General features: G+C 72.8%; 17 protein-coding genes. 3 read left to right on the top strand and 14 right to left on the bottom strand.

Annotated elements, in window-relative coordinates; all coding sequences use genetic code 11:
- The 4 genes from ACXJKA_RS18070 to ACXJKA_RS18085 all read right to left on the bottom strand — a co-directional run.
- Positions 1 to 418, bottom strand: a 418-nt coding sequence (locus ACXJKA_RS18070) for a translation initiation factor IF-2 N-terminal domain-containing protein (protein ID WP_456826581.1), incomplete at its 3' end; no start/stop codon positions are given.
- Positions 419 to 566: 148 nt separating this feature from the next.
- Complete coding sequence (locus ACXJKA_RS18075; protein ID WP_456826582.1) at positions 567 to 842, bottom strand: YlxR family protein; 276 nt, start codon at positions 840 to 842, stop codon at positions 567 to 569.
- A gap of 120 nt (positions 843 to 962) precedes the next feature.
- Complete coding sequence (nusA, locus tag ACXJKA_RS18080) at positions 963 to 2,024, bottom strand: transcription termination factor NusA (protein WP_456826583.1); 1,062 nt, start codon at positions 2,022 to 2,024, stop codon at positions 963 to 965.
- A 1-nt stretch (position 2,025) separates the two neighbouring features.
- Positions 2,026 to 2,604, bottom strand: coding sequence for a ribosome maturation factor RimP (locus tag ACXJKA_RS18085; protein WP_456826584.1), 579 nt, complete (start codon positions 2,602 to 2,604; stop codon positions 2,026 to 2,028).
- A gap of 129 nt (positions 2,605 to 2,733) precedes the next feature.
- On the opposite strand from ACXJKA_RS18085, the gene ACXJKA_RS18090 reads away from it, so the two are divergent.
- Positions 2,734 to 3,765 (top strand): DUF4439 domain-containing protein, encoded by a 1,032-nt coding sequence (locus ACXJKA_RS18090; protein ID WP_456826585.1) that lies wholly within the window; start codon positions 2,734 to 2,736, stop codon positions 3,763 to 3,765.
- A 55-nt stretch (positions 3,766 to 3,820) separates the two neighbouring features.
- Here ACXJKA_RS18090 and ACXJKA_RS18095 read toward each other — a convergent pair whose 3' ends face one another.
- Positions 3,821 to 5,626, bottom strand: a complete 1,806-nt coding sequence (locus ACXJKA_RS18095) for a proline--tRNA ligase (protein ID WP_456826586.1) — start codon at positions 5,624 to 5,626, stop codon at positions 3,821 to 3,823.
- A gap of 68 nt (positions 5,627 to 5,694) precedes the next feature.
- Between ACXJKA_RS18095 and ACXJKA_RS18100 the strand changes: the two genes are divergently transcribed.
- Positions 5,695 to 6,585: an Fpg/Nei family DNA glycosylase gene (locus ACXJKA_RS18100; RefSeq protein WP_456826587.1), complete on the top strand. Its 891-nt coding sequence runs from the start codon at positions 5,695 to 5,697 to the stop codon at positions 6,583 to 6,585.
- An 11-nt stretch (positions 6,586 to 6,596) separates the two neighbouring features.
- Here ACXJKA_RS18100 and ACXJKA_RS18105 read toward each other — a convergent pair whose 3' ends face one another.
- The 4 genes from ACXJKA_RS18105 to ACXJKA_RS18120 all read right to left on the bottom strand — a co-directional run bounded on the left by ACXJKA_RS18105 (position 6,597) and on the right by ACXJKA_RS18120 (position 12,412).
- Positions 6,597 to 8,744 carry an MMPL family transporter gene (locus ACXJKA_RS18105; RefSeq protein ID WP_456826588.1) on the bottom strand — a complete coding sequence of 716 codons (2,148 nt, stop codon included), beginning with the start codon at positions 8,742 to 8,744 and terminating at the stop codon, positions 6,597 to 6,599.
- Between the two features lie 108 nt (positions 8,745 to 8,852).
- Positions 8,853 to 9,773: a GNAT family N-acetyltransferase gene (locus ACXJKA_RS18110; RefSeq protein WP_456826589.1), complete on the bottom strand. Its 921-nt coding sequence runs from the start codon at positions 9,771 to 9,773 to the stop codon at positions 8,853 to 8,855.
- A gap of 79 nt (positions 9,774 to 9,852) precedes the next feature.
- Positions 9,853 to 10,989, bottom strand: a complete 1,137-nt coding sequence (gene ispG / locus ACXJKA_RS18115) for a flavodoxin-dependent (E)-4-hydroxy-3-methylbut-2-enyl-diphosphate synthase (RefSeq protein ID WP_456826627.1) — start codon at positions 10,987 to 10,989, stop codon at positions 9,853 to 9,855.
- Between the two features lie 112 nt (positions 10,990 to 11,101).
- On the bottom strand, positions 11,102 to 12,412 hold the full coding sequence (locus tag ACXJKA_RS18120; protein WP_456826590.1) for a M50 family metallopeptidase: 1,311 nt from the start codon (positions 12,410 to 12,412) through the stop codon (positions 11,102 to 11,104).
- Between the two features lie 215 nt (positions 12,413 to 12,627).
- Here ACXJKA_RS18120 and gabT point away from each other — a divergent pair, with 215 nt between their 5' ends.
- A complete protein-coding gene (gabT, locus tag ACXJKA_RS18125; protein ID WP_456826591.1) occupies positions 12,628 to 13,974 on the top strand; it encodes a 4-aminobutyrate--2-oxoglutarate transaminase in 1,347 nt (448 codons plus the stop codon).
- Here the strand turns inward: gabT and ACXJKA_RS18130 are convergent.
- The 5 genes from ACXJKA_RS18130 to ACXJKA_RS18150 form a co-directional block, all read right to left on the bottom strand.
- A complete protein-coding gene (locus ACXJKA_RS18130; protein WP_456826592.1) occupies positions 13,971 to 15,257 on the bottom strand; it encodes a saccharopine dehydrogenase family protein in 1,287 nt (428 codons plus the stop codon). The genes gabT and ACXJKA_RS18130 overlap by 4 nt on opposite strands.
- A gap of 17 nt (positions 15,258 to 15,274) precedes the next feature.
- Positions 15,275 to 16,063 (bottom strand): ABC transporter permease, encoded by a 789-nt coding sequence (locus ACXJKA_RS18135; RefSeq protein WP_456826628.1) that lies wholly within the window; start codon positions 16,061 to 16,063, stop codon positions 15,275 to 15,277.
- Between the two features lie 80 nt (positions 16,064 to 16,143).
- Positions 16,144 to 17,061 (bottom strand): ABC transporter permease, encoded by a 918-nt coding sequence (locus ACXJKA_RS18140; RefSeq protein WP_456826629.1) that lies wholly within the window; start codon positions 17,059 to 17,061, stop codon positions 16,144 to 16,146.
- Between the two features lie 2 nt (positions 17,062 to 17,063).
- Entirely contained in the window at positions 17,064 to 18,242 is a 1,179-nt protein-coding gene (locus ACXJKA_RS18145) for an ABC transporter ATP-binding protein (RefSeq protein WP_456826593.1), read from the bottom strand.
- Positions 18,239 to 19,462, bottom strand: coding sequence for an ABC transporter substrate-binding protein (locus tag ACXJKA_RS18150; protein WP_456826594.1), 1,224 nt, complete (start codon positions 19,460 to 19,462; stop codon positions 18,239 to 18,241). Before ACXJKA_RS18150 ends, ACXJKA_RS18145 begins: the two co-directional genes overlap by 4 nt.
- Positions 19,463 to 19,531 lie beyond the last annotated feature (69 nt).

Genomic DNA, 19,531 nt, shown 5'->3' on the forward strand with positions numbered 1-19,531 from the left:
GAGCCGTCGAAGCGGCCGCGGGGGCGGCGGCAGGTGCCTGCGCGGCGGCCGGGGCCGGACGCGCGGGAGCCGGACGTGCCGGAGCCGGAGCAGCGGGTGCGGCCGGTGCGGCGGGCGCTGCAGCAGCGGCCGGCGCGGGGCGCGGAGCCTCGACCGGCGCAGCGGGTGCGGGTGCTGTGGGGGCAGCGGCGGCCGGGGCGGGCGCCGGGCGTGCCGGTGCCTTCGGGGCTGGTGCTGCTGCGGGGGCGGAACCTCCGCCACCGACCGGGTAGGTGTCACGCAGCTTGCGGACGACCGGCGGTTCGATGGTCGAGGATGCCGAGCGAACGAACTCACCGAACTCGTTCAGCTTGGTCATGATGGTCTTGCTGTCGACCCCGAGCTCTTTGGCGAGCTCGTAGACGCGGACCTTGGCCACATCTCTCCTGTCTCGGTCCGCCCGGACAGGGTCGGACCGTCGTTAGTGCTGGGTACTCATCGCTGGGTACTCATCGGTGCGTGCTCATCGGGCAGCCATCGGCTTCCAACCCGCTTTCCGTATCGACGATCGGCCTCGTCGCCGGGAACTACCCGACGACGTCCTGCTCCTGGTGCTCGAGGTGGCGGTGGACCGCGCTCGTGTCGGGCTGCCCCGCAACTCGCAGGGCACGCCCGAACGCACGTCGGCGTTCGGCCTTCTCGAGACATCCAGGATCGGGGTGCAGCCATGCCCCCCTGCCCGGCATCCGGCGACCGACGTCCACGACGAGTGCGGAAGCACTGTCCTTCGCGACGACCACCCTCAGCAGGGCTGACCTCGGGCCGGTGGCTCGGCACCCCACGCATGTGCGCACCGGACCCATGCCAGAGACATCGTTCTGCTTCTGTGGGGTCCGCCGGCTCGACGGGAGGAGCCGGACATCCGGCCCAGCCGCGGTCAGTCTACCGCGCCGAGGCACGGACGGCGTCACTCGTGAGGTCACTCACTGCCCGTCCGCGCCGTCATGAGCGCCGTGGGCGCCTTGCGACACGCTCTCTCCCGGCACCTCGGCGTCGGAGCGGATGTCGATGCGCCACCCCGTGAGCTTCGCCGCGAGGCGAGCGTTCTGGCCCTCCTTGCCGATGGCGAGCGACAGCTGGTAGTCCGGCACGACCACGCGCGCGGCGCGCGCCTCGGCGTCGACGACCGTCACGGAGAGCACGCGGGCGGGCGACAGCGCGTGCCCGATCATCTCCGCCGGGTCGTCCGAGTGGTCGACGATGTCGATCTTCTCGCCGTGCAGCTCCGCCATCACGGCGCGCACGCGGCCGCCCATCGGCCCGATGCAGGCGCCCTTGGCGTTGACGCCCGGGACGGTGGCGCGGACGGCCATCTTGGTGCGGTGGCCCGCCTCGCGCGCCATCGCCGTGATCTCGACGGTGCCGTCGGCCACCTCGGGCACCTCGAGCGCGAACAGCTTGCGCACCAGGTTCGGGTGCGTGCGCGACAGCGTCACCTGCGGACCGCGCTGCCCCCGGGCCACCTCGAGGACGTAGCCGCGGATGCGGTCGCCGTGCACGTACTCCTCGCCCGGCACCTGCTCGTGGGCGGGCAGGACGGCTTCGGTCCCACCGACGTCGATGAGCACGGTGCGCGGGTCGCGGCCCTGCTGGATGACGCCGCCGAGGACCTCACCCTCCTTGCCGCGGAAGGCACCCAGCACCTGGTCGTCCTCGGCGTCCCGCAGTCGCTGCACGATGACCTGGCGGGCGGTGGCCGTCGCGATGCGGCCGAACCCGTCGGGGGTGTCGTCGTACTCGGGGCCGTCGGGCCCCGGCGGCGGCAGGATCCCCTCGTCGTCCGGCTCGCCGACCGGCGCGGCCTCGCGGGCCCAGACGGTGACGTGCCCGGTCTTGCGGTCGACCTCCACGCGCGCGCGGGTCTGGGCACCCGGCGTGCGGTGGTAGGCGGACAGCAGCGCCTGCTCGATCGCGGAGACCAGCACGTCGAGGCTGATCTCCCGCTCACGCTCGAGCAGCCGCAGCGTGCTCATGTCGATGTCCATCTCAGCTCTCCTGTCCGGCGTCGTGGCCGGCTCTCTCGTCTTGGTCCACGTCCACAGGGCCGATGCCCGACAGGTCCACCTCGACGTGCGACTCGCGCACCTCGGTCAGGAGCACGCGGACCGGGTCGCCGACCACCGGCTTGCGGCCCTTGCGGCCCGGCGTGACCGGCACGACGACGATCACGTCGCCCTCCGCCTGGTCGGCACGGTCGACCTCGGTCAGCCGGCCGGCCAGCTTGGCGCCGTCCGACAGCGTGACCGTGACCATACGTCCCACGGCGCGCGTGTAGTGCCGGCGCTCCGTGAGCGGCCGGTAGACGCCCGGGCTCATGACGTCGAGCGTGTACTCGCCGACGATGACGTCGGCCGCGTCGAGCGCGTCGGAGACCGCGCGGGTCGCCTCGGCCACCCGGTCGAGGTCCAGCTCGCCCTCGTCGTCCTCGGTCACGTCGACGACCACCTCGACGACGGAACGCGTCCCGGACTTGCGCACGGTGACGTCCTCGAGCACGAGACCCCCGGCCACGACGGCAGGCTCCACGACGTGGCGGACCCGCTCTGCGTGTGCTGGCGCGACCATGTCAGCCTCCTGTCGGTCCAGCGGGTCGTCGGCGAGCGACGTTGCGACCCTGTGATGTTGTGGGTCCAGAGTAACGAGTCCGCGCGTGCCCGACGGCCGCGCGCCCGTGGCGTGGCAGGATCACCGGCGATGAGCGCGCGACCCGACCCTGCCAGCCCGCGGGATCTCGCGCGCCCCCTGGTCCGCGCGCTCGCCGCGGCCGTGATGGTTCTCACGCTCGCGGCCTGCGGCCTGCGGGCCGAGACACCCCCTCCGACGGAGCCCAGCCCCGACGCCGTCGAGCAGGTCCGCGCCCGCACGGTCGCCGACTCGCTCGCCCTCGCGCAGGCCGCGGGGGCCGCCGCCCTGCTGCCCGACGGCGCCGTGGAACCGGTCGCGCCCGTCCTCGCCGACGTTTCCGCGTTCTCGGACCAGCACGCCGACCAGCTGGGCGGCGTCTACGTCTCGGGCCTGCCGGCTCCCACAGGCTCCCCCACGAGCCCACCCCCCACGGCGGCCGCCACGGTGGCCGACGTCCTCGCGGAGCTCGCGACCGCGACCCGCACCGCCCTGGCCGACGCCGACGCCGTCCCCGACGGCCCGCTCGCGCGGCTCGTCGCGTCGGTCGCCACCTCCCGAGGAGAGCTGGCGACCCGCCTGGCACGCGCCGCGGGCGCGGAGGTGCCGCCGCTCGTCCCCGACGAGGCGCCGCCGGTCGACCCGTCGCCCAGCCCGACCGCCGGCGTCGACGGCCTGGGCACGGACGAGCTGGCGACCCTCGCGCTCGTGCACGACCAGGCCGGCTACGGGTTCGAGGTGATCGCCGCCAAGCTCTCCGGCGACCAGCGGACCGCCGCCTCCGCCGCCGCCGCGACGCACCGCGCGCGCAGCGAGGCCTGGGCGGGCGCCGCCGGCATCGACGGGGCCGCGCAGGACCCCCGGCGGGCGTCCTACACGCTCCCCTCGGGGCTCGACGACCCCGCGGTCGCGACCACGCTGGCCCGCACGCTCGAGACCTCGGTCGCCGACGCCTACGCGAACGCGATCGGGCAGGCCCCTCCGGGGAGCCGGGCGACGCTCATCGACGGCCTGCGCGCCGCGACCGACGCCGCCGCCGCGTGGGGCGCGACCCCCGTCCCGTTCCCGGGCCTCCCGGAGCGCGCCCAGCAGCCCACCGGCTGACCACAACGTCCGAGCAGAAGCTGGCCAGGGCCTCTGCTCGGACGTTGCGTGCTGCTCAGGCGGTCAGCAGCTCCGTGACCAGCGCGGAGACCCGGTCCGCGGCCTCGGCGACCGGGACCTGCTCCGTGGTGCCGCCGACGCGCGGGCGCACCTCGACGAGGCCCTCGGCCAGACCGCGGCCGACGACGACCACCAGCGGGACGCCCAGGAGCTCCGCGTCGGCGAACTTCACGCCGGGCGAGACCTTGCCGGGGCGGTCGTCGTAGAGCACCTCGACACCGCGGCCCGACAGCTCGGTGGAGAGCGCCTCGGCGGCCTCGAACACCGCGGGGTCCTTGCCGGTGGCCACGACGTGCACGTGTGCCGGGGCGACGTGGGCCGGCCAGGCCAGCCCGCGCTCGTCGTTGTTCGCCTCCGCCAGGGCGGCGAGCACGCGCGTCACGCCGATGCCGTAGGAGCCCATGGTGACCACCTGCGCCTTGCCGTTCTGGTCCAGCACCGTCAGGCCCAGGGCCTGGGCGTACTTGCGGCCGAGCGCGAAGATGTGGCCGATCTCGATGCCGCGCGCGAGCTCGAGCGGACCGGAGCCGTCGGGCGCCGGGTCGCCGGCGCGCACCTCGGCGGCCTCGACCGTGCCGTCGGCGGTGAAGTCGCGGCCCGCGACGAGGTCGAACACGTGCTTGCCGTGCTCGTTGGCCCCGGTGATCCACCGCGTCCCGTCGACGACCCGGGGGTCGAGCAGGTAGCGGACCGCGGTGCGCGCTGTGTCGTCGGTGCCTTCGGCACGTGGGACGTTCGGACCCAGGACATCGGGTCCCAGGTAACCGCGGACGAGCTCCGGGTGCGCGGCGAAGTCGGCGTCGCCGGCGGCCTCGACCTCGGCAGGCGCAACAGCCGCCTCGAGGCGCTTGAGGTCGACCTCGCGGTCGCCGGGCAGGCCGACGACGAGCAGCTCCCGCTCGCCGCTCGGGTGCACGAGCGCCAGCACGACGTTCTTCAGCGTGTCCGCCGCGGTCCATGCTCGGTCCGGCCGGGCGAAGCGCTCGTTCGCGACCGCGACGAGCGTGTCGATGGTCGGCGTGTCGGGGGTGTCCTCGACGTGGGCCGCCGGGGCGTCGTCGAACGGCACGGCGTCCGGCACGACCGTGGTGACGGCCTCGACGTTCGCCGCGTACCCGCCGGGCGAGCGCACGAAGGTGTCCTCGCCGATCGCGGTCGGCGTGAGGAACTCCTCCGAGCGCGAGCCGCCCATCGCCCCCGAGGTGGCGGCGACGATGACGTACTCGAGGCCGAGGCGGTCGAAGATGCGCTGGTACGCGTCGCGCTGCCGCTGGTACGAGGCCTCCAGGCCGGCGTCGTCGACGTCGAACGAATAGGCGTCCTTCATGATGAACTCGCGCCCGCGGATGAGCCCCGCGCGCGGGCGGGCCTCGTCGCGGTACTTGGTCTGGATCTGGAAGAGCGTCAGCGGCAGGTCCTTGTACGACGAGTACAGGTCCTTGACCAGGAGGGTGAACATCTCCTCGTGCGTCGGCGCGAGCAGGTAGTCGCCACCCTTGCGGTCCTTCAGCCGGAAGATGTTCGGCCCGTACTCCGACCAGCGGCCCGTCGCCTCGTACGGCTCCTTGGGCAGCAGCGCCGGGAAGTGCACCTCCTGGGCCCCGGCCGCGGTCATCTCCTCGCGGACGACCTCTTCCACCTTGGCCAGCACCCGCAGGCCCAGCGGCAGCCAGGTGTAGATGCCGGGGGCCGCGCGGCGGATGTAGCCCGCGCGCACGAGCAGCCGGTGGCTGGCGACCTCGGCGTCGACCGGGTCCTCGCGCAGGGTGCGGAAGAAGAGCTGGGAGAGGCGGATGAGCATAGGGAGGAGCGTAGTTGTCCCCGCCCGGTAGCTCGCACGGGATTGCCTCGTAGGACACGATGGGGACCGTGCCGGAGCTGCCCGAGGTCGAGGCGCTCGCGCAGTTCCTGCGCGGGCGGATGGCCGACCACGCCGTGACCGAGGTGTCGGTCGGGGCGATCAGCGCGCTGAAGACGTTCCGCCCGCCGCCCGACGCGCTCGTCGGCGGCACCGTCGTGGACGCCCAGCGGCACGGCAAGTGGCTGGACCTCATGGTCGCGACCCCGACGGGCGAGCCCCTGCACCTGGTCTGGCACCTCTCGCGCGCCGGCTGGGTGCGCTGGTCCGAGCAGCTGTCCACCAATCCGGTGCGGCCCGGGAAGTCGCCGCTGGCGCTGCGCGTCCGCCTCGACGACGGCTCGGGCTTCGACCTCACCGAGGCGGGGACGCGCAAGCGGCTCGCGGTGCACGTCGTCGAGGACCCGTCCGAGGTGCCGCAGATCGCGACGCTCGGCGTCGAGCCGCTCTCCGACGAGTTCACCGAGGACCGGCTGGCCGAGCTGCTGGCCGCGCGCAACCAGCAGGTCAAGGGCCTGCTGCGCGACCAGGGGACGATCGCCGGCATCGGCAACGCCTACTCGGACGAGATCCTGCTGGCGGCACGGATGAGCCCGTTCGCCATGACGAAGTCGTTCGACGCGGAACGCACCCGCACGCTCTGGGAGGCGATCCGCGAGGTCCTCACGGGTGCGGTGGAGTCGGCCTCCGGCAAGCCCGCCACCGAGCTCAAGGACGCCAAGCGGCGCGGCATGAAGGTGCACGGCCGGACGGGCGAGCCGTGCCCCGGGTGGAACGACGTGCCGTGCGGGGACACGGTGCACGAGGTGTCGTTCGCCGACTCGTCACTGCAGTACTGCCCGACCTGCCAGACCGGCGGCAAGCCGCTGGCCGACCGCCGGATGTCCCGGCTGCTGCGCTGAAGGCCCGACCCTCACACGCTCGCGAGCACCCGGTCGGGTTCGACCGCGGGTGCCGTCGACCGGTCGCCCGGCCACCACAGGTGGCGGCGTGCGAGCATCATCGTCGCGGGCAGCACCACGACCCGGACCAGCGTCGCGTCCAGCAGGATCCCGACCGCGAGCCCGACGCCCAGCTGCCTGAGGTCGACGTAGCTCTGCACCGCGAAGATCGAGAACACCCCGATCATCACGAGCGCCGCACTGGTGACGGTCCCGGCGGTGCGGCTCACCCCGTCGAGGATCGCGTCCCGCGTCGACATCCCGGACATCGCGTTCTCGCGGACCCGGCTCACGACGAACACGTGGTAGTCGATCGACAGGCCGCTGAGGATCACGAACACCAGCATGGGGATGTAGGCGACCACGAGCCGTGAGGTCGGGTCCGCCCACGGGCCCTGGAACGCCGCGGTCAGGATGCCGAACGTGGCGCCCATCGAGAGCACGTTCAGCAGCACGGTCAGGCCGGCCACCGCCAGCGAGCGGAACGCGACCAGCATCACCGCGAACGTCAGAGCGAGGACGACGAGCAGCACGATCGGCGTCGCGCGCTCCAGGTTCGAGGTGAAGTCGACGTCACTCGCCGTATCGCCCCCCACGCCCACGTCGGCGCCGTCGATCGAGCCCAGCGTCACAGGGACCAGCGAGTCGCGGAGCGTGTCGACCGCGCCCGGCCCGGAGTCGGTGGTGGCGAAGGCCACGGGCAGGACCACGGTGCGACCGTCCGTCGAGAACCACGGTGCATCGGTACCGGCGGCGAACACCTCGGGCCGATCCGTGACCGCGTTCTCCAGCGCCTCGACCTGGGTGACGAGCTCGCCCTCCTCGCCCACCGGGACCGTGGCCACGACGACACCGGCCGGCGTGCTCTGCGGGAACGCGGCGACCAGGCGGTCGTACCCCTGCATGGTGGACAGCTCCCGCGGGAAGTCGGCGACGCCCGAGTTGTGCAGCGAGATCCCCAGCAACGGCGCGGCCAGCGCGAGGAGCAACCCGACCGACGCGGTCGTCGCGACGGCGGGGTGCGCCAGCACGGGGCGCAGGACCGCCGGCACGACGCGGGGCTGCCGCGCGGCGCCGCCCAGCCGCCACAGCACCGGCACCCGCGGCCGGTCGACCCACCGTCCGACGACGGCGAGCAGCGCGGGCAGAACGGTCAGCGACGAGACCAGCGAGACCAGGACCACGAGGATCGCGCCGGTGGCGATCGCGGAGAACACGGGGTTGCCCGCGACGTACAGCCCGCCGACCGCGACCATGACCGCGACGCCGGACACCAGCACGGAGTGCCCGGCGGTACGGGCCGCCACCCGGATCGCGTCGACCTCGCCCTGACCGCTGCGGCGCTCCTCGCGGAACCGGCGCAGGTAGAACAGCGAGTAGTCGACCCCGACGGCCAGCCCCATCAGGACGAGCACGTCCGGCACCATGCCGGGATCGGGGATGAGCTGCGACGCCAAGGCCCACAGGCCCAGGCCGGATGCGACCGAGAACAGCGCAAGGACCAGCGGGATGCCCGCCATGACGATCGCGCCGAAGACCACCAGCAGGATCACCAGCGTGACGGGCACGCTGAGCACCGTCGCACCGCCCAGGCTCTGCCCGAGCCACTCCTGGAACTGCGCATCGATCGACGCCGGTCCGACCTCCTCGACCCGCAGGCCGGGGTGGGCCGCCTGGACCTCGGCCACGAGGGCCTGCAGAGCGGGAACGCGCGCGTCGGCCGTGTCCGGGTCGCCGGACATCGTCGCGCGGACCAGGATGGCGGAACCGTCGTCGGACGTGATGGGTCCCTGGACGGCGGACACCTCGTCCAGCGCGCCGAGCCCGGCCGACAGCTCGGCCGCCGCAGCGTCGGCGTCGGTCGCGTCCAGGGTGCCCGAGCGGGCCGTGAGCAGCGCATTCTCGACGAGGGGGTCGACGTGCCCGGCATCGGCGGCGATGCGTGCCGCGACCCCCGACTCGCCGACGCCCAGCTCGAGGGCGGTCGCCGCGTGCGTCGGCGTCAGCACGCTGAACGCCGCCGTCAGCGCGACGGCCGCCAGCCAGAGCCCGATCGCGGTCCACCGGTGCGTCGCGCTCCAGGTCGCGATTCGGGTCAGCGGGCCGTCATGAGTCGTCATGCGTCCATCGTCGAAGACGCGACGGCCCAGGTCAGGAGAGCCTGCACACGTCTTGGGGGTAGGGCTGGCTGGACCATGCCGGGTCCCAGCCGACCCCGACGCGACTCGCTAGAAGAGCACCGTCGCGTACGTGCCGACCTGACGGAAGCCCACCGCGCGGTAGGACGCGAGCGCGCGGGCGTTGTAGTTGTTCACGTACAACGACACCTGCGACGCGACCTCGCTGCGCGCGATCTGCACGACCGCGGCCATCCCCGCCTCGGAGATCCGCTCCCCTCGTCGGTCGGGGGCAACCCAGACGCCCTGCACCTGAGCCACTCCCCCGGCGACCGCGCCGAGCTCGGCCTTGAACACGACCTTGCCGGAGGGCCGCCGCACGAGCCGGCGGTCCTGCTCGACGGGTTCGATGCGGACGAACGACCGGCCCTGCGCGATGAGCCCGGTGACCCGCGTCTCGTAGGGCCCGCCGGGGCCGCTGACCGGCGAGTAGCCGACCTCCTCGGTGAACATGCTCACGCAGGCCGGCAGCACCACGTCGAACTCGTCGGGCCGCGACCGGCGGACCCTCGGGTCGGCGGTGACGAGCGGGGCGCTCTCGATGAGCATCGACGGCTGGTCGTCGCGGACCTCGCGAGCGGCGGGCCAGAAGTAGCGGAGCCGGCCCCACAGTCCGAGCACGGCCTCGGCCGGGCCGACGATCGACGAGCACCGCCTGCCCTGGCTGCGGGCGAGCCCGGCGAACGCGTCGAGCGCGCGGCTCACGGTCCGCGAGTCGTCCACCGGCACCACGGGGACCATGTTGGCGCCGGCGAAGCAGACGGCGAGGAGCTCACCGTCCTCCTCGTACCCCCACAGGGATCCTCCGGCCGCCCGCAACGACGTGCCCACCGCCTGCTCGAGCCGCGCGGTCGCCAGGACGGACCCGACCGCGTCCCGGGCGCAGACCGCCAGGGCGCTCGCGACGTCGACGTCTCCGAGGACTCTGCCCCCGGCCCGGCCGTCGAGCAGCGCAGCGCGGTCTTGCACCATGGGTAGATCCTGCACCACCCCGGCCGCGAACACCTGCTGTCGCGACGCGTCGATCGAGTGACCTGGGCGTCAGCACCCGTCAGCCGACGGTGACCACCGGGGAGCCGTCGCCCGCCTCGACGGGATCCATGCTCTCGGCGAGGCGCATGGCCTCCTCGATGAGGGTCTCGACGATGAGCGCCTCGGGGACGGTCTTGATGACCTCGCCCTTGACGAAGATCTGGCCCTTGCCGTTGCCCGACGCGACGCCGAGGTCGGCCTCGCGCGCCTCGCCCGGCCCGTTGACGACGCAGCCCATGACGGCGACGCGCAGCGGCACCTCCATGCCCTCGAGGCCCGCGGTCACGCGCTCGGCGAGCGTGTACACGTCGACCTGCGCGCGGCCGCACGACGGGCACGACACGATCTCGAGCTTGCGGGGCCGCAGGTTGAGCGACTGCAGGATCTGGATGCCGACCTTGACCTCCTCGACGGGAGGAGCGGACAGGGACACGCGGATGGTGTCGCCGATGCCCTGGCTCAGCAGCGCACCGAAGGCGGTCGCGGACTTGATGGTGCCCTGGAACGCCGGGCCGGCCTCGGTCACGCCGAGGTGCAGCGGCCAGTCGCCGCGCTCGGACAGCAGCTCGTAGGCGCGGACCATGACGACGGGGTCGTTGTGCTTGACCGAGATCTTGAAGTCGCGGAAGCCGTGCTCCTCGAACAGCGACGCCTCCCAGACGGCGGACTCGACGAGCGCCTCCGGGGTGGCCTTGCCGTACTTCGCCAGCAGGCGCGGGTCGAGCGAGCCGGCGTTGACGCCGATCCGGATCGACGTGCCGGCGTCGGTGGCCGCGCGGGCGATCTCCTTGACCTGGTCGTCGAACTTGCGGATATTGCCCGGGTTGACGCGGACCGCGGCGCAGCCCGCGTCGATGGCGGCGAACACGTACTTCGGCTGGAAGTGGATGTCCGCGATCACCGGGATCTGCGACTTGTGCGCGATGGCCGGGAGCGCGTCGGCGTCGTCCTGCGTGGGGACCGCGACGCGCACGATGTCGCAGCCCGCTGCCGTCAGCTCCGCGATCTGCTGCAGGGTCTTGTTGATGTCCGTGGTCTGCGTCGTGCACATGGACTGGACGCTGACCGGGGCGTCGCCGCCGACCTCGATCTTGCCGACCTTGATCTTGCGCGTCTTGCGCCGGGGTGCCAGGACCAGAGGGGGCGCCTCCGGCATGCCGAGGCTGATCGGGATGCTCACGTCGCCATCATCGCACCCGGCACGCGGCACGCCCGCCCGTAGGGGTCCGTGTGCACGAGATCACCATGGGTCGTCCCCGGCTGCGGCGTCAGATCTGCACCGGGTTGACGATGTCGGCGTACACCAGCAGCAGGCCGACCGCACCGAGCACGACGAACACCGAGTACGCCAGCGGGACGAGCTTGGCCGAGTCGAACGGGCCGGGTCGCGGCAGGCCGCGCAGGCGGGCGACCTGGCGGCGTCCGCCCTCCCAGAGTGCGGCGGCGACGTGGCCGCCGTCGAGCGGCGGGAGCGGGATGAGGTTGAACACGAACAGGGCGATGTTCAGCGCGGCGAGCATCTGCAGCAGCGAGGCCGCCTTGATCTGCCAGTCGACGGCGTCACTCGCGGCGATCTCCCCGGCGAACCGGCCGATGCCGACGACGCCCACGACGCTGTTGACGTCGCGGGGCGTGTTCTCGACCTCGGCCTGGACCAGGTCGACCACCCGCGCGGGCAGCGTGGCGACGACCGTGACGGTCTGCCAGGTGGTGCTCGCGACGACCCCGGGCACGCTGAGCACCGACTGCCGCTGGAGCTCGTTCGCGGGCGAGACGCCCAGGAAGCCGACGGGCTTGGTCACCGGCTCGCCGTCCGCGCCGAGGACCACCTCGCCGTTCTCGTCGTACACGGGCCGGTCGGCGACGACCGGCGTGACGGTGAGGTCGACCGTGGCGCCGTCACGCTCGACGACGACCGGGACGGCCTCCTCGCCGGTGGACCGGATGAGCGTCGAGAGCTGGTCCCAGGACTCGATCTCGGTGCCGTCGTAGGACACCACGGTGTCGCCGGGCTCGAGCCCGGCGGCGGCGCCCGGGGCGGCCTCGTCGGCGGCGGTGCACCCGCGGTCCTGCGCGGCGCTCGCGGGGATGACGCACTGCGAGACCGACTCGAGGGTGGTGCTCGTGCCGGGCAGCCCGAAGCCGACGAGCACGATGGTCATGAGCACGAACGCGATGACCAGGTTCATCACCGGCCCGCCGAGCATGACGACCAGCTTCTTCGGCGTCGACAGGTGGTAGAACGCCCGGGAGTCCTCGCCCGGACGGATCTCGTCGGCGCTGGCCTGACGGGCGTCGCGTGCGAGCCGGCCGGGCCACGACGTCGCGGGCGGGTTGCCGACCGCGGCGTCCGGCGGGTACATGCCGACCAGCCGCACGTAGCCGCCCAGCGGGATGGCCTTGAGGCCGTACTCGGTCTCCCCCTTGGTCCGCGACCACAGCGTCGGGCCGAAGCCGACCATGTAGTGGCTGACGCGGACGCCGAACCGCTTGGCGGGCACCATGTGGCCGATCTCGTGGAGCCCGATCGACGCGAGCAGCACCACGAGAACGATCAGCACACCGATCAGGTACGCCATCTACCCCTCCGTCAGGAACCCGCACGGCGCCGGAGCGCGTTCGGGGGCGGGTCCACCGACGGCCCGCGGCGCCCATCCTCTCCCGACAGCCTGGGAACCTTCTGAACGCGTGCCCGAGTCACCCGAACGGCCTTCGGTCGCGCCGCTCATGCCCGCAGCCGGATTCCGTCGGTGTCGTGCTTCCGGAAGCACGAGATCCGCAATAGCGTCCCTCCATGACCACTGTTTCCGCCCCCGTGAACCCCCTCGAGCAGCGGCGCGTCCTGCGCACGGCGATCCCCGGGCCGCGCTCGCTCGCCCTGGGCGAGCGGCGCCGGGCGGCCGTGGCGGCGGGGGTCTCCTCGACGCTCCCGGTGTACGTGTCGCGGGCCGCGGGGGCCGTGATCGAGGACGTGGACGGCAACGTCCTGATCGATCTCGGCGCCGGCATCGCGGTGACGTCGGTGGGTGCCAGCGCCCCGGAGGTCGCGGCCGCGGTGGCCGCGCAGGCGGCGGACTTCACCCACACCTGCTTCATGATCAGCCCGTACGAGGAGTACGTGGCCGTGTGCGAGGGGCTGGCCCGGATCACGCCCGGTGCGCACGAGAAGCGGTCGGTGCTGGTGAACTCGGGCGCCGAGGCCGTCGAGAACGCGGTGAAGATCGCCCGCCGCGCGACCGGCCGGGAGGCCGTGGTGGTGCTCGACCACGCGTACCACGGGCGCACCAACCTCACGATGGCGATGACCGCCCGGGCTATGCCCTACAAGACGGGGTTCGGCCCGTTCGCGGGCGAGGTGTACCGGGTCCCGGCGTCCTACCCGCTGCGGGACCCCGAGGGGATGACCGGCGAGCAGGCGGCGCTGCGCGCGATCGACGTGGCCGAGCGGCAGGTCGGCGCCGACCAGGTGGCCGCGCTCGTGGTCGAGCCGATCCTGGGCGAGGGCGGGTTCGTCGTGCCCGCGCCGGGTTTCCTGCCGACGCTGGCGGCGTGGGCCGCGGACAAGGGGATCGTGTTCGTCGCCGACGAGGTGCAGACCGGCTTCGCGCGCACGGGGGCGATGTTCGCCAGCGAGCACGAGGGCGTGGTCCCCGACCTCGTCGCGCTGGCCAAGGGCATCGCCGGCGGGCTGCCGCTGGGCGCCGTCACCGGCCGCGCGGAGCTGCTCGACGCCGTGCACGCCGGCGGGCTGGGCGGCACGTTCGGCGGCAACCCGATCGCGTGCGCGGCCGCGCTGGCGTCCCTCGAGATCTACGAGCGCGACGACCTGGCCGGCGCCGCCCGCGCCATCGAGGCGGCGGTGGTCCCCCGGCTCCGCGCGGCGTTCGCGGACGTGCCCGCGGTCGCCGAGGTGCGAGGGCGGGGTGCGATGCTCGCGCTCGAGCTGGTCCGGCCGGGCACGCTCGAGCCCGACAAGGCCGCCGCCCAGAAGGTGGCGGCCGCGTGCGCGGCGCAGGGCGTGCTGGTGCTCACCTGCGGCACGTGGGGCAACGTCCTGCGCCTGCTCCCGCCGCTGGTCATCGGCCGCGACCTGCTGGACGAGGCCCTGACCGTCCTGGAGGACGCGGTCCGCCGCCTCTAGGCCGAGGGAACCCGCTCCTCCAGCCCCCACGGCGAGCCGTAGCCCTCGGGCGTCGGCGCGGCGAGGAGCTCGAGGAACGGCACGGCGTCGAACGCCTCCGGCCCGAGCACCCCGCTCCCGCTCCAGGTGCCCGCCGCCAGCAGCTCCAGCGCGACCACCGGGTTGACGGCCGTCTGCCACACGACGCACTGCGCGCCGTACTCGGCCATGGACCAGGCGTTGTCCACGAGGTGGTGCAGGTACACCTCGCGGGGAGCGCCGTCCTTGCCGGTGCCGGTGACCAGCAGGCCCGCGCACGTCGACCCGGTCATGCGGGGGCCGATGGTCGCAGGGTCGGGCAGCGCGGCGGCGACGACGTCGCGGGGGCTCACGGGGACGCCGCGGACGGTCACCGGCTCGGTCCGGTCGAGGCCGAGGCGGTGCAGCGTCTGCAGCACGCCGATGAACTCCTCGCCCAGCCCGTACTTGAACGTCACCTTCCGGGCGTCCACCCAGCGGGGCATGAGGAGCACCTCCTCGTGCTCGACGTGCACGCACTCGACGTCGCCGATCGGCTCCGGGAACCGGAAGACCTCGGGCTCGTGGAACGGGGCGACCGTGAACCAGCCGTCCTCGAGTCCCGCACCCGCCTCCGCCCGATCGGCCGACCAGATCACCGGCGGGTTGAGGCACTCCTCGATCGTGGTCCAGATGGAGAACGAGGGCGCGAAGATCGGCTCGCCGTCGTCGCCGCGCACCTCGAGGTTGGCGCCGTCGCGCACCCCGAGCTCGTCGATCGCGCTGAACAGGTGGTCGGCGGCGTACCGCGCAAAGACGTCGGACAGCCCGGGCTCCACGCCGATGCCGACCAGGGCCAGCTGCCCCGCCTCCGCCCAGCCGGCGGTCTGCGCGAACTGCTCGTCGCCCAGCTTCACGCCCGGCAGCTCGTACGGCCGCTCCGGGTGCGCGTGCGACAGCGACATCGCCATGTCGAGGTAGTGCGCGCCGGCGGCCCGCACGCCCTCGAAGATCGGCAGCACGAACCGCGGGTCGACGGCGTTCAGGACGTGCGTCGCCCCGTGCTCGCGCGCCAGTGCCTCGACCGCGTCCGCGCTCGACGCGTCCACGACCGCCGCGACGAACCGGTCGCCCACGACGTCGTGCGCGCTCGCGGCCTCGACCGTGCGCTGCGCCCGCCCGAGGTCCACGTCGGCCACCACGAGCCGCTCGAAGAACCGCCGGCGCGCGGCGATCCGGGCGACCGCGTCGCCCACCCCGCCGCTACCGACCACCAGGATCCGCACGAGTGTCGCCTCCGACCTCACTGTGTCGTTCGCTGTGCCCCGAGCCGCTTGCCCCGGGCGTAGCCGAGCACCTGGACCAGCACCACGATCACGAGGGCCAGGACGAACATGAACGAGCTGATCACGTTGGCCTGCGGCGGGATGCCGCGGGTCGCGCTCACGTAGACGAACTTCGGGAACGTCGTGTACGAGCCGGACGTGAAGTTGGTGACGATGAAGTCGTCGAAGCTCAGGCTGAATGCGAGCAGCGCCGCGGCGGCGATCCCGGGCAGCAGCAGCGGGAAGGTCACCCGCCAGAAGGCCTGCCACGGCGAGGCGTACAGGTCGGCCGCGGCCTCCTCGAGCGCCGGGTCGAGGCTGGACACCCGGGCCTTCACCGTGACGACGACGAAGCTGATGCAGAACATGACGTGGGCCGCGACGACCGTGCCGAAGCCCAGCGGCACCCGCACGGAGAGGAACTGCGCGAGCAGCGCGGCGCCCAGCACGACCTCGGGCGTCGACATCGGCAGGAAGATCAGCAGGTTGGTCAGCGCTCGCCCCCGGAACCGGAACCGCACGAGCGCGATCGCGATGAGGGTGCCGAGCGCGGTCGCGACCAGCGTCGAGACGAGGCCGACCTGCAGCGAGTTGGCGAAGGCCTCGCAGACCTGCGGCGCACCGCAGGGGTTCTGCCAGTTGTCGAGCGTGAAGCCCTGCCAGACGAGGTTCGTCTTGCCCGCGTCGTTGAACGAGAACACCACGGTGTACGCGACGGGGACGAGCAGGTAGACGAAGGCGAGCGCGGCGAAGATCGGCACGATCATGTCGCCGAGGCGCCGACGCCTCCTGCGCGGTGCGTCGCCGCGCACCGGCGCCGTCGCCGTGACCGGCTCGAGCACCGCCGTCACAGCAGGTCCTCGGTGCCGGCCCGTCGGATGTACGCCCCCACCAGCAGCAGGATCGCCACCATGAGGATGACGGACAGCGACGCCGCGGTCGGGTAGTCGAGCACCTTGAAGAACCGCGCGTCGATGACCTGGCCGACCATCGTCGTGTTGGTGTTGTTGCCCAGCAGCGACGCGTTGACGTAGTCGCCCGCGGCGGGGATGAACGTCAGCAGCGTGCCCGCGACGACGCCGGGCATCGACAGGGGCCACGTCACCGTGCGGAACGTGGTCGTCGGCGAGGCGTAGAGGTCCGCGCCCGCCTCGAGGAGCCGGGAGTCCAGCCGCTCCAGGGCCGCGAAGATCGGCAGCACCATGAAGGGCAGGAAGTTGTACGTCAGGCCGCAGACCACCGCGAACGGCGTCGCCGTGAGCCGGGCGTCCGGCGGCAGCAGGTGCAGCCAGTGCAGGACCGCGACCACGAGCGAGTCGTCGGCGAGGATCTGCTTCCACGCGATGGTCCGCAGGATGAAGCTGGTGAAGAACGGCGCGACGACGAGCACGAGCAGGAGGCCCTGGAGCAGCTTGCGCCCGCGCGCCCGGACCGCGATGACGTACGCCATCGGGTAGCCGATCACCAGCGCGGCACCCGTGGCCAGCAGCGCGAACCAGAACGAGCGCACGATCGTCGGCCAGAACTGGGAGATCGCGTCGACGTAGTTCTGCCAGTGGAAGGCCGGCTGGTACTGGCCCACGTCGCCGCCGGGCACCGGGACGTACAGCGACGTCGCGAGCAGCGCACCGACCGGCACGACGAACAAGAGCACCAGGTAGAGCAGCCCGGGGCCGAGCAGGACGAGGTGGGCGCGCTGGGCCCTGCGACGCGGCGGTGGTCCGTCCGGGCCGCTCGCGACGCTGTCCCCGAGAGCGGCGGCGATGCTCACAGCTCGTCGTCCAGGTCGACGGTGCCCTCGTCGGCAGCCTGCGCGCCGTCCAGCCCGAACGTGAAGTCCACCGCCCAGGCCAGCCGCACCGACGCGCCGACGGCGACGGTCGCGCCGCCCAGCAGGTTCTGCGCGAAGACCCCGAAGGTGCCGAGGCCCGGGACCTCCACCTGGTACTGCGTGCTCACGCCCATGAACGAGACGTCGGTGACCGTCCCGGGGCCGAGCACGTTCTCGTTCTGGCCGGCCGCCTGGTCGCCGACGAGCAGCCGCATCTTCTCGGGCCGCGCGCCGACGAGCACGGCGCCGTCGGTCCGCACGGCGCGCGACTCCGGCACCAGCACCCTCGTGCCCCCGACGTCCACACCCAGCAGGCCGCGCGTGGCCAGCCGCTCGGTCACCGTGCCGGCTGCGAGGTTCGACTGGCCGAGGAAGTTGGCGACGAACGCGGTGCGCGGCAGCTCGTAGAGGTCGGCCGGCGAGCCCATCTGCTCGATCCGGCCGTGGTTCATCACCGCCACCGTGTCGGCCATCGTCATGGCCTCCTCCTGGTCGTGCGTGACGTGCACGAACGTGAGCCCGACCTCCGTCTGGATGCGCTTGAGCTCGAGCTGCATCTGGCGGCGCAGCTTGAGGTCGAGCGCGCCGAGCGGCTCGTCGAGCAGCAGCAGCGCGGGGCGGTTCACCAGCGCCCGAGCGAGGGCGACCCGCTGCTGCTGGCCGCCGGAGAGCTGGGCGGGCTTGCGGTCGGCGAGATGACCGAGCTCGACCAGGTCGAGCCCGGCGGCGACCCGGCGGGCGATGTCGTCGGCGCGCGAGCGCTTGAGCCCGAACGCCACGTTCTCCCCTACCGTGAGGTGCGGAAACAGCGCGTAGCTCTGGAACACCGTGTTGACCGGGCGCTGGTGCGCCCGCGTGCCCGTCACGTCCCGGCCGCCGATCGACACGCTGCCGGAGGTGGGCTGCTCGAGCCCGGCCACCATCCGCAGCGTCGTCGTCTTGCCGCAGCCGGACGGCCCGAGAAGGGCGAAGAACGAGCCCGAGGGGACCGTGAGCGTGAGGTCGTCGACCGCGACGAACGCGCCGAACTCCTTGGTCACGCCCACGATCTCGAGCGCGGCACCGCCGGCCCCCGCCGCGGCGTCTGCCCCGGCATCGGTCGTGGTGCTGGTCATGCGCCGATCACGGTGAGGAACTCGCCGTTGTAGCGCTCCTCCTCGTCGGGCGTCAGCGTCCGGAACACGCTGACCTTGGAGAGGATCTCCTCGGTCGGGAAGATGTACGGGTTCTCCGCGAGGCTCGGGTCGATCTTCTCCATCTCCTCGCGGGCACCCTGGACGGGGGTGATGTAGTTGACCCACGCCGCGACCTGCGCCGCGACGGCCGGGTCGTAGTAGTAGTTCATGAGGTCCTCCGCGCTGCTCCGGTGCGGCGAGCCGACCGGGACCATCATGTTGTCGCTCCAGAGCGTGCCCCCCGAGTCCGGGATGGCGAACTCGAACTTGTCGTCCGCCTCGTAGTTGAGGGACGTGATGTCTCCCGACCACCCGATGACGGCGATCGCGTCGCCCGACGCGAGGTCCTGCGTGTACGCGTTGCCGCGGACCTGGCGGATGTGCCCGGAGTCGATCTTGTCCTTGAGGATCTCGAGCGCGCCGTAGAAGTCGTCGTCGTTCCAGTCGCCCGACGGGTCGACGCCCTGGTCGAGCATGATGATGCCCATCGTGTCGCGCATCTCCGAGAGGACCTCGACGCGGCCGGCCAGCTCCGGCGCCCACAGGTCGCTCAGCGTGTGCACCCCGCCGGACACCTTCTCCTTGTCCCACGCGAAGCCCGCGAAGCCGGACTGCCAGGTCAGCGAGTGCGCGCGGCCGGGGTCGAAATCAACGTCGGCCAGGCTGGGCAGGATGTTCGCGGCATGGGGGATCCGGGACTTGTCCAGCTCCTGGGTGTAGCCCAGGCGGATCAGCCGCGCGGCCATCCAGTCGGTGAGGGTGATGATGTCGTAGCCGATGTCCTGGCCGTTCTTCAGCTGGCCGGAGATCTTGCCGTAGAACGCGTCGTTGTCGTCGATGTCCTCGGCGTAGGTGACCTTCAGGCCGCTCTGCTTCTCGAACTCGACGAGCGTGGGGTACGTGGTCCCGTCGTCGTCCTGGTCGAGGTACTGCGTCCAGTTGGCCCAGCGCACGAGCTTGTCGCTGTCCGAGACATCCTTCGCGGTCTGCGCCGTCCCGGACGGCGATCCCGTCCCGCACGCGGCCAGCAGTGCCCCCGCGCCGGCCGTGCCGAGCGCACCGATGAGGAACGAGCGCCGTGACAGCTGGGCCCGGTTCGCCTGGGCGACGAGCGCGCGCACGCGCGGGTCTGCAGGGGCCGGTCGGCGGAGGCGGCTCATGAGGCTCCTAGGGTGCCGGGTGGTGCCGCCGGAGCGGCGGAGTCCGTGGATCTTCGCAAACAGACAGCC

This window comes from Cellulomonas sp. P5_E12, assembly GCF_054049315.1.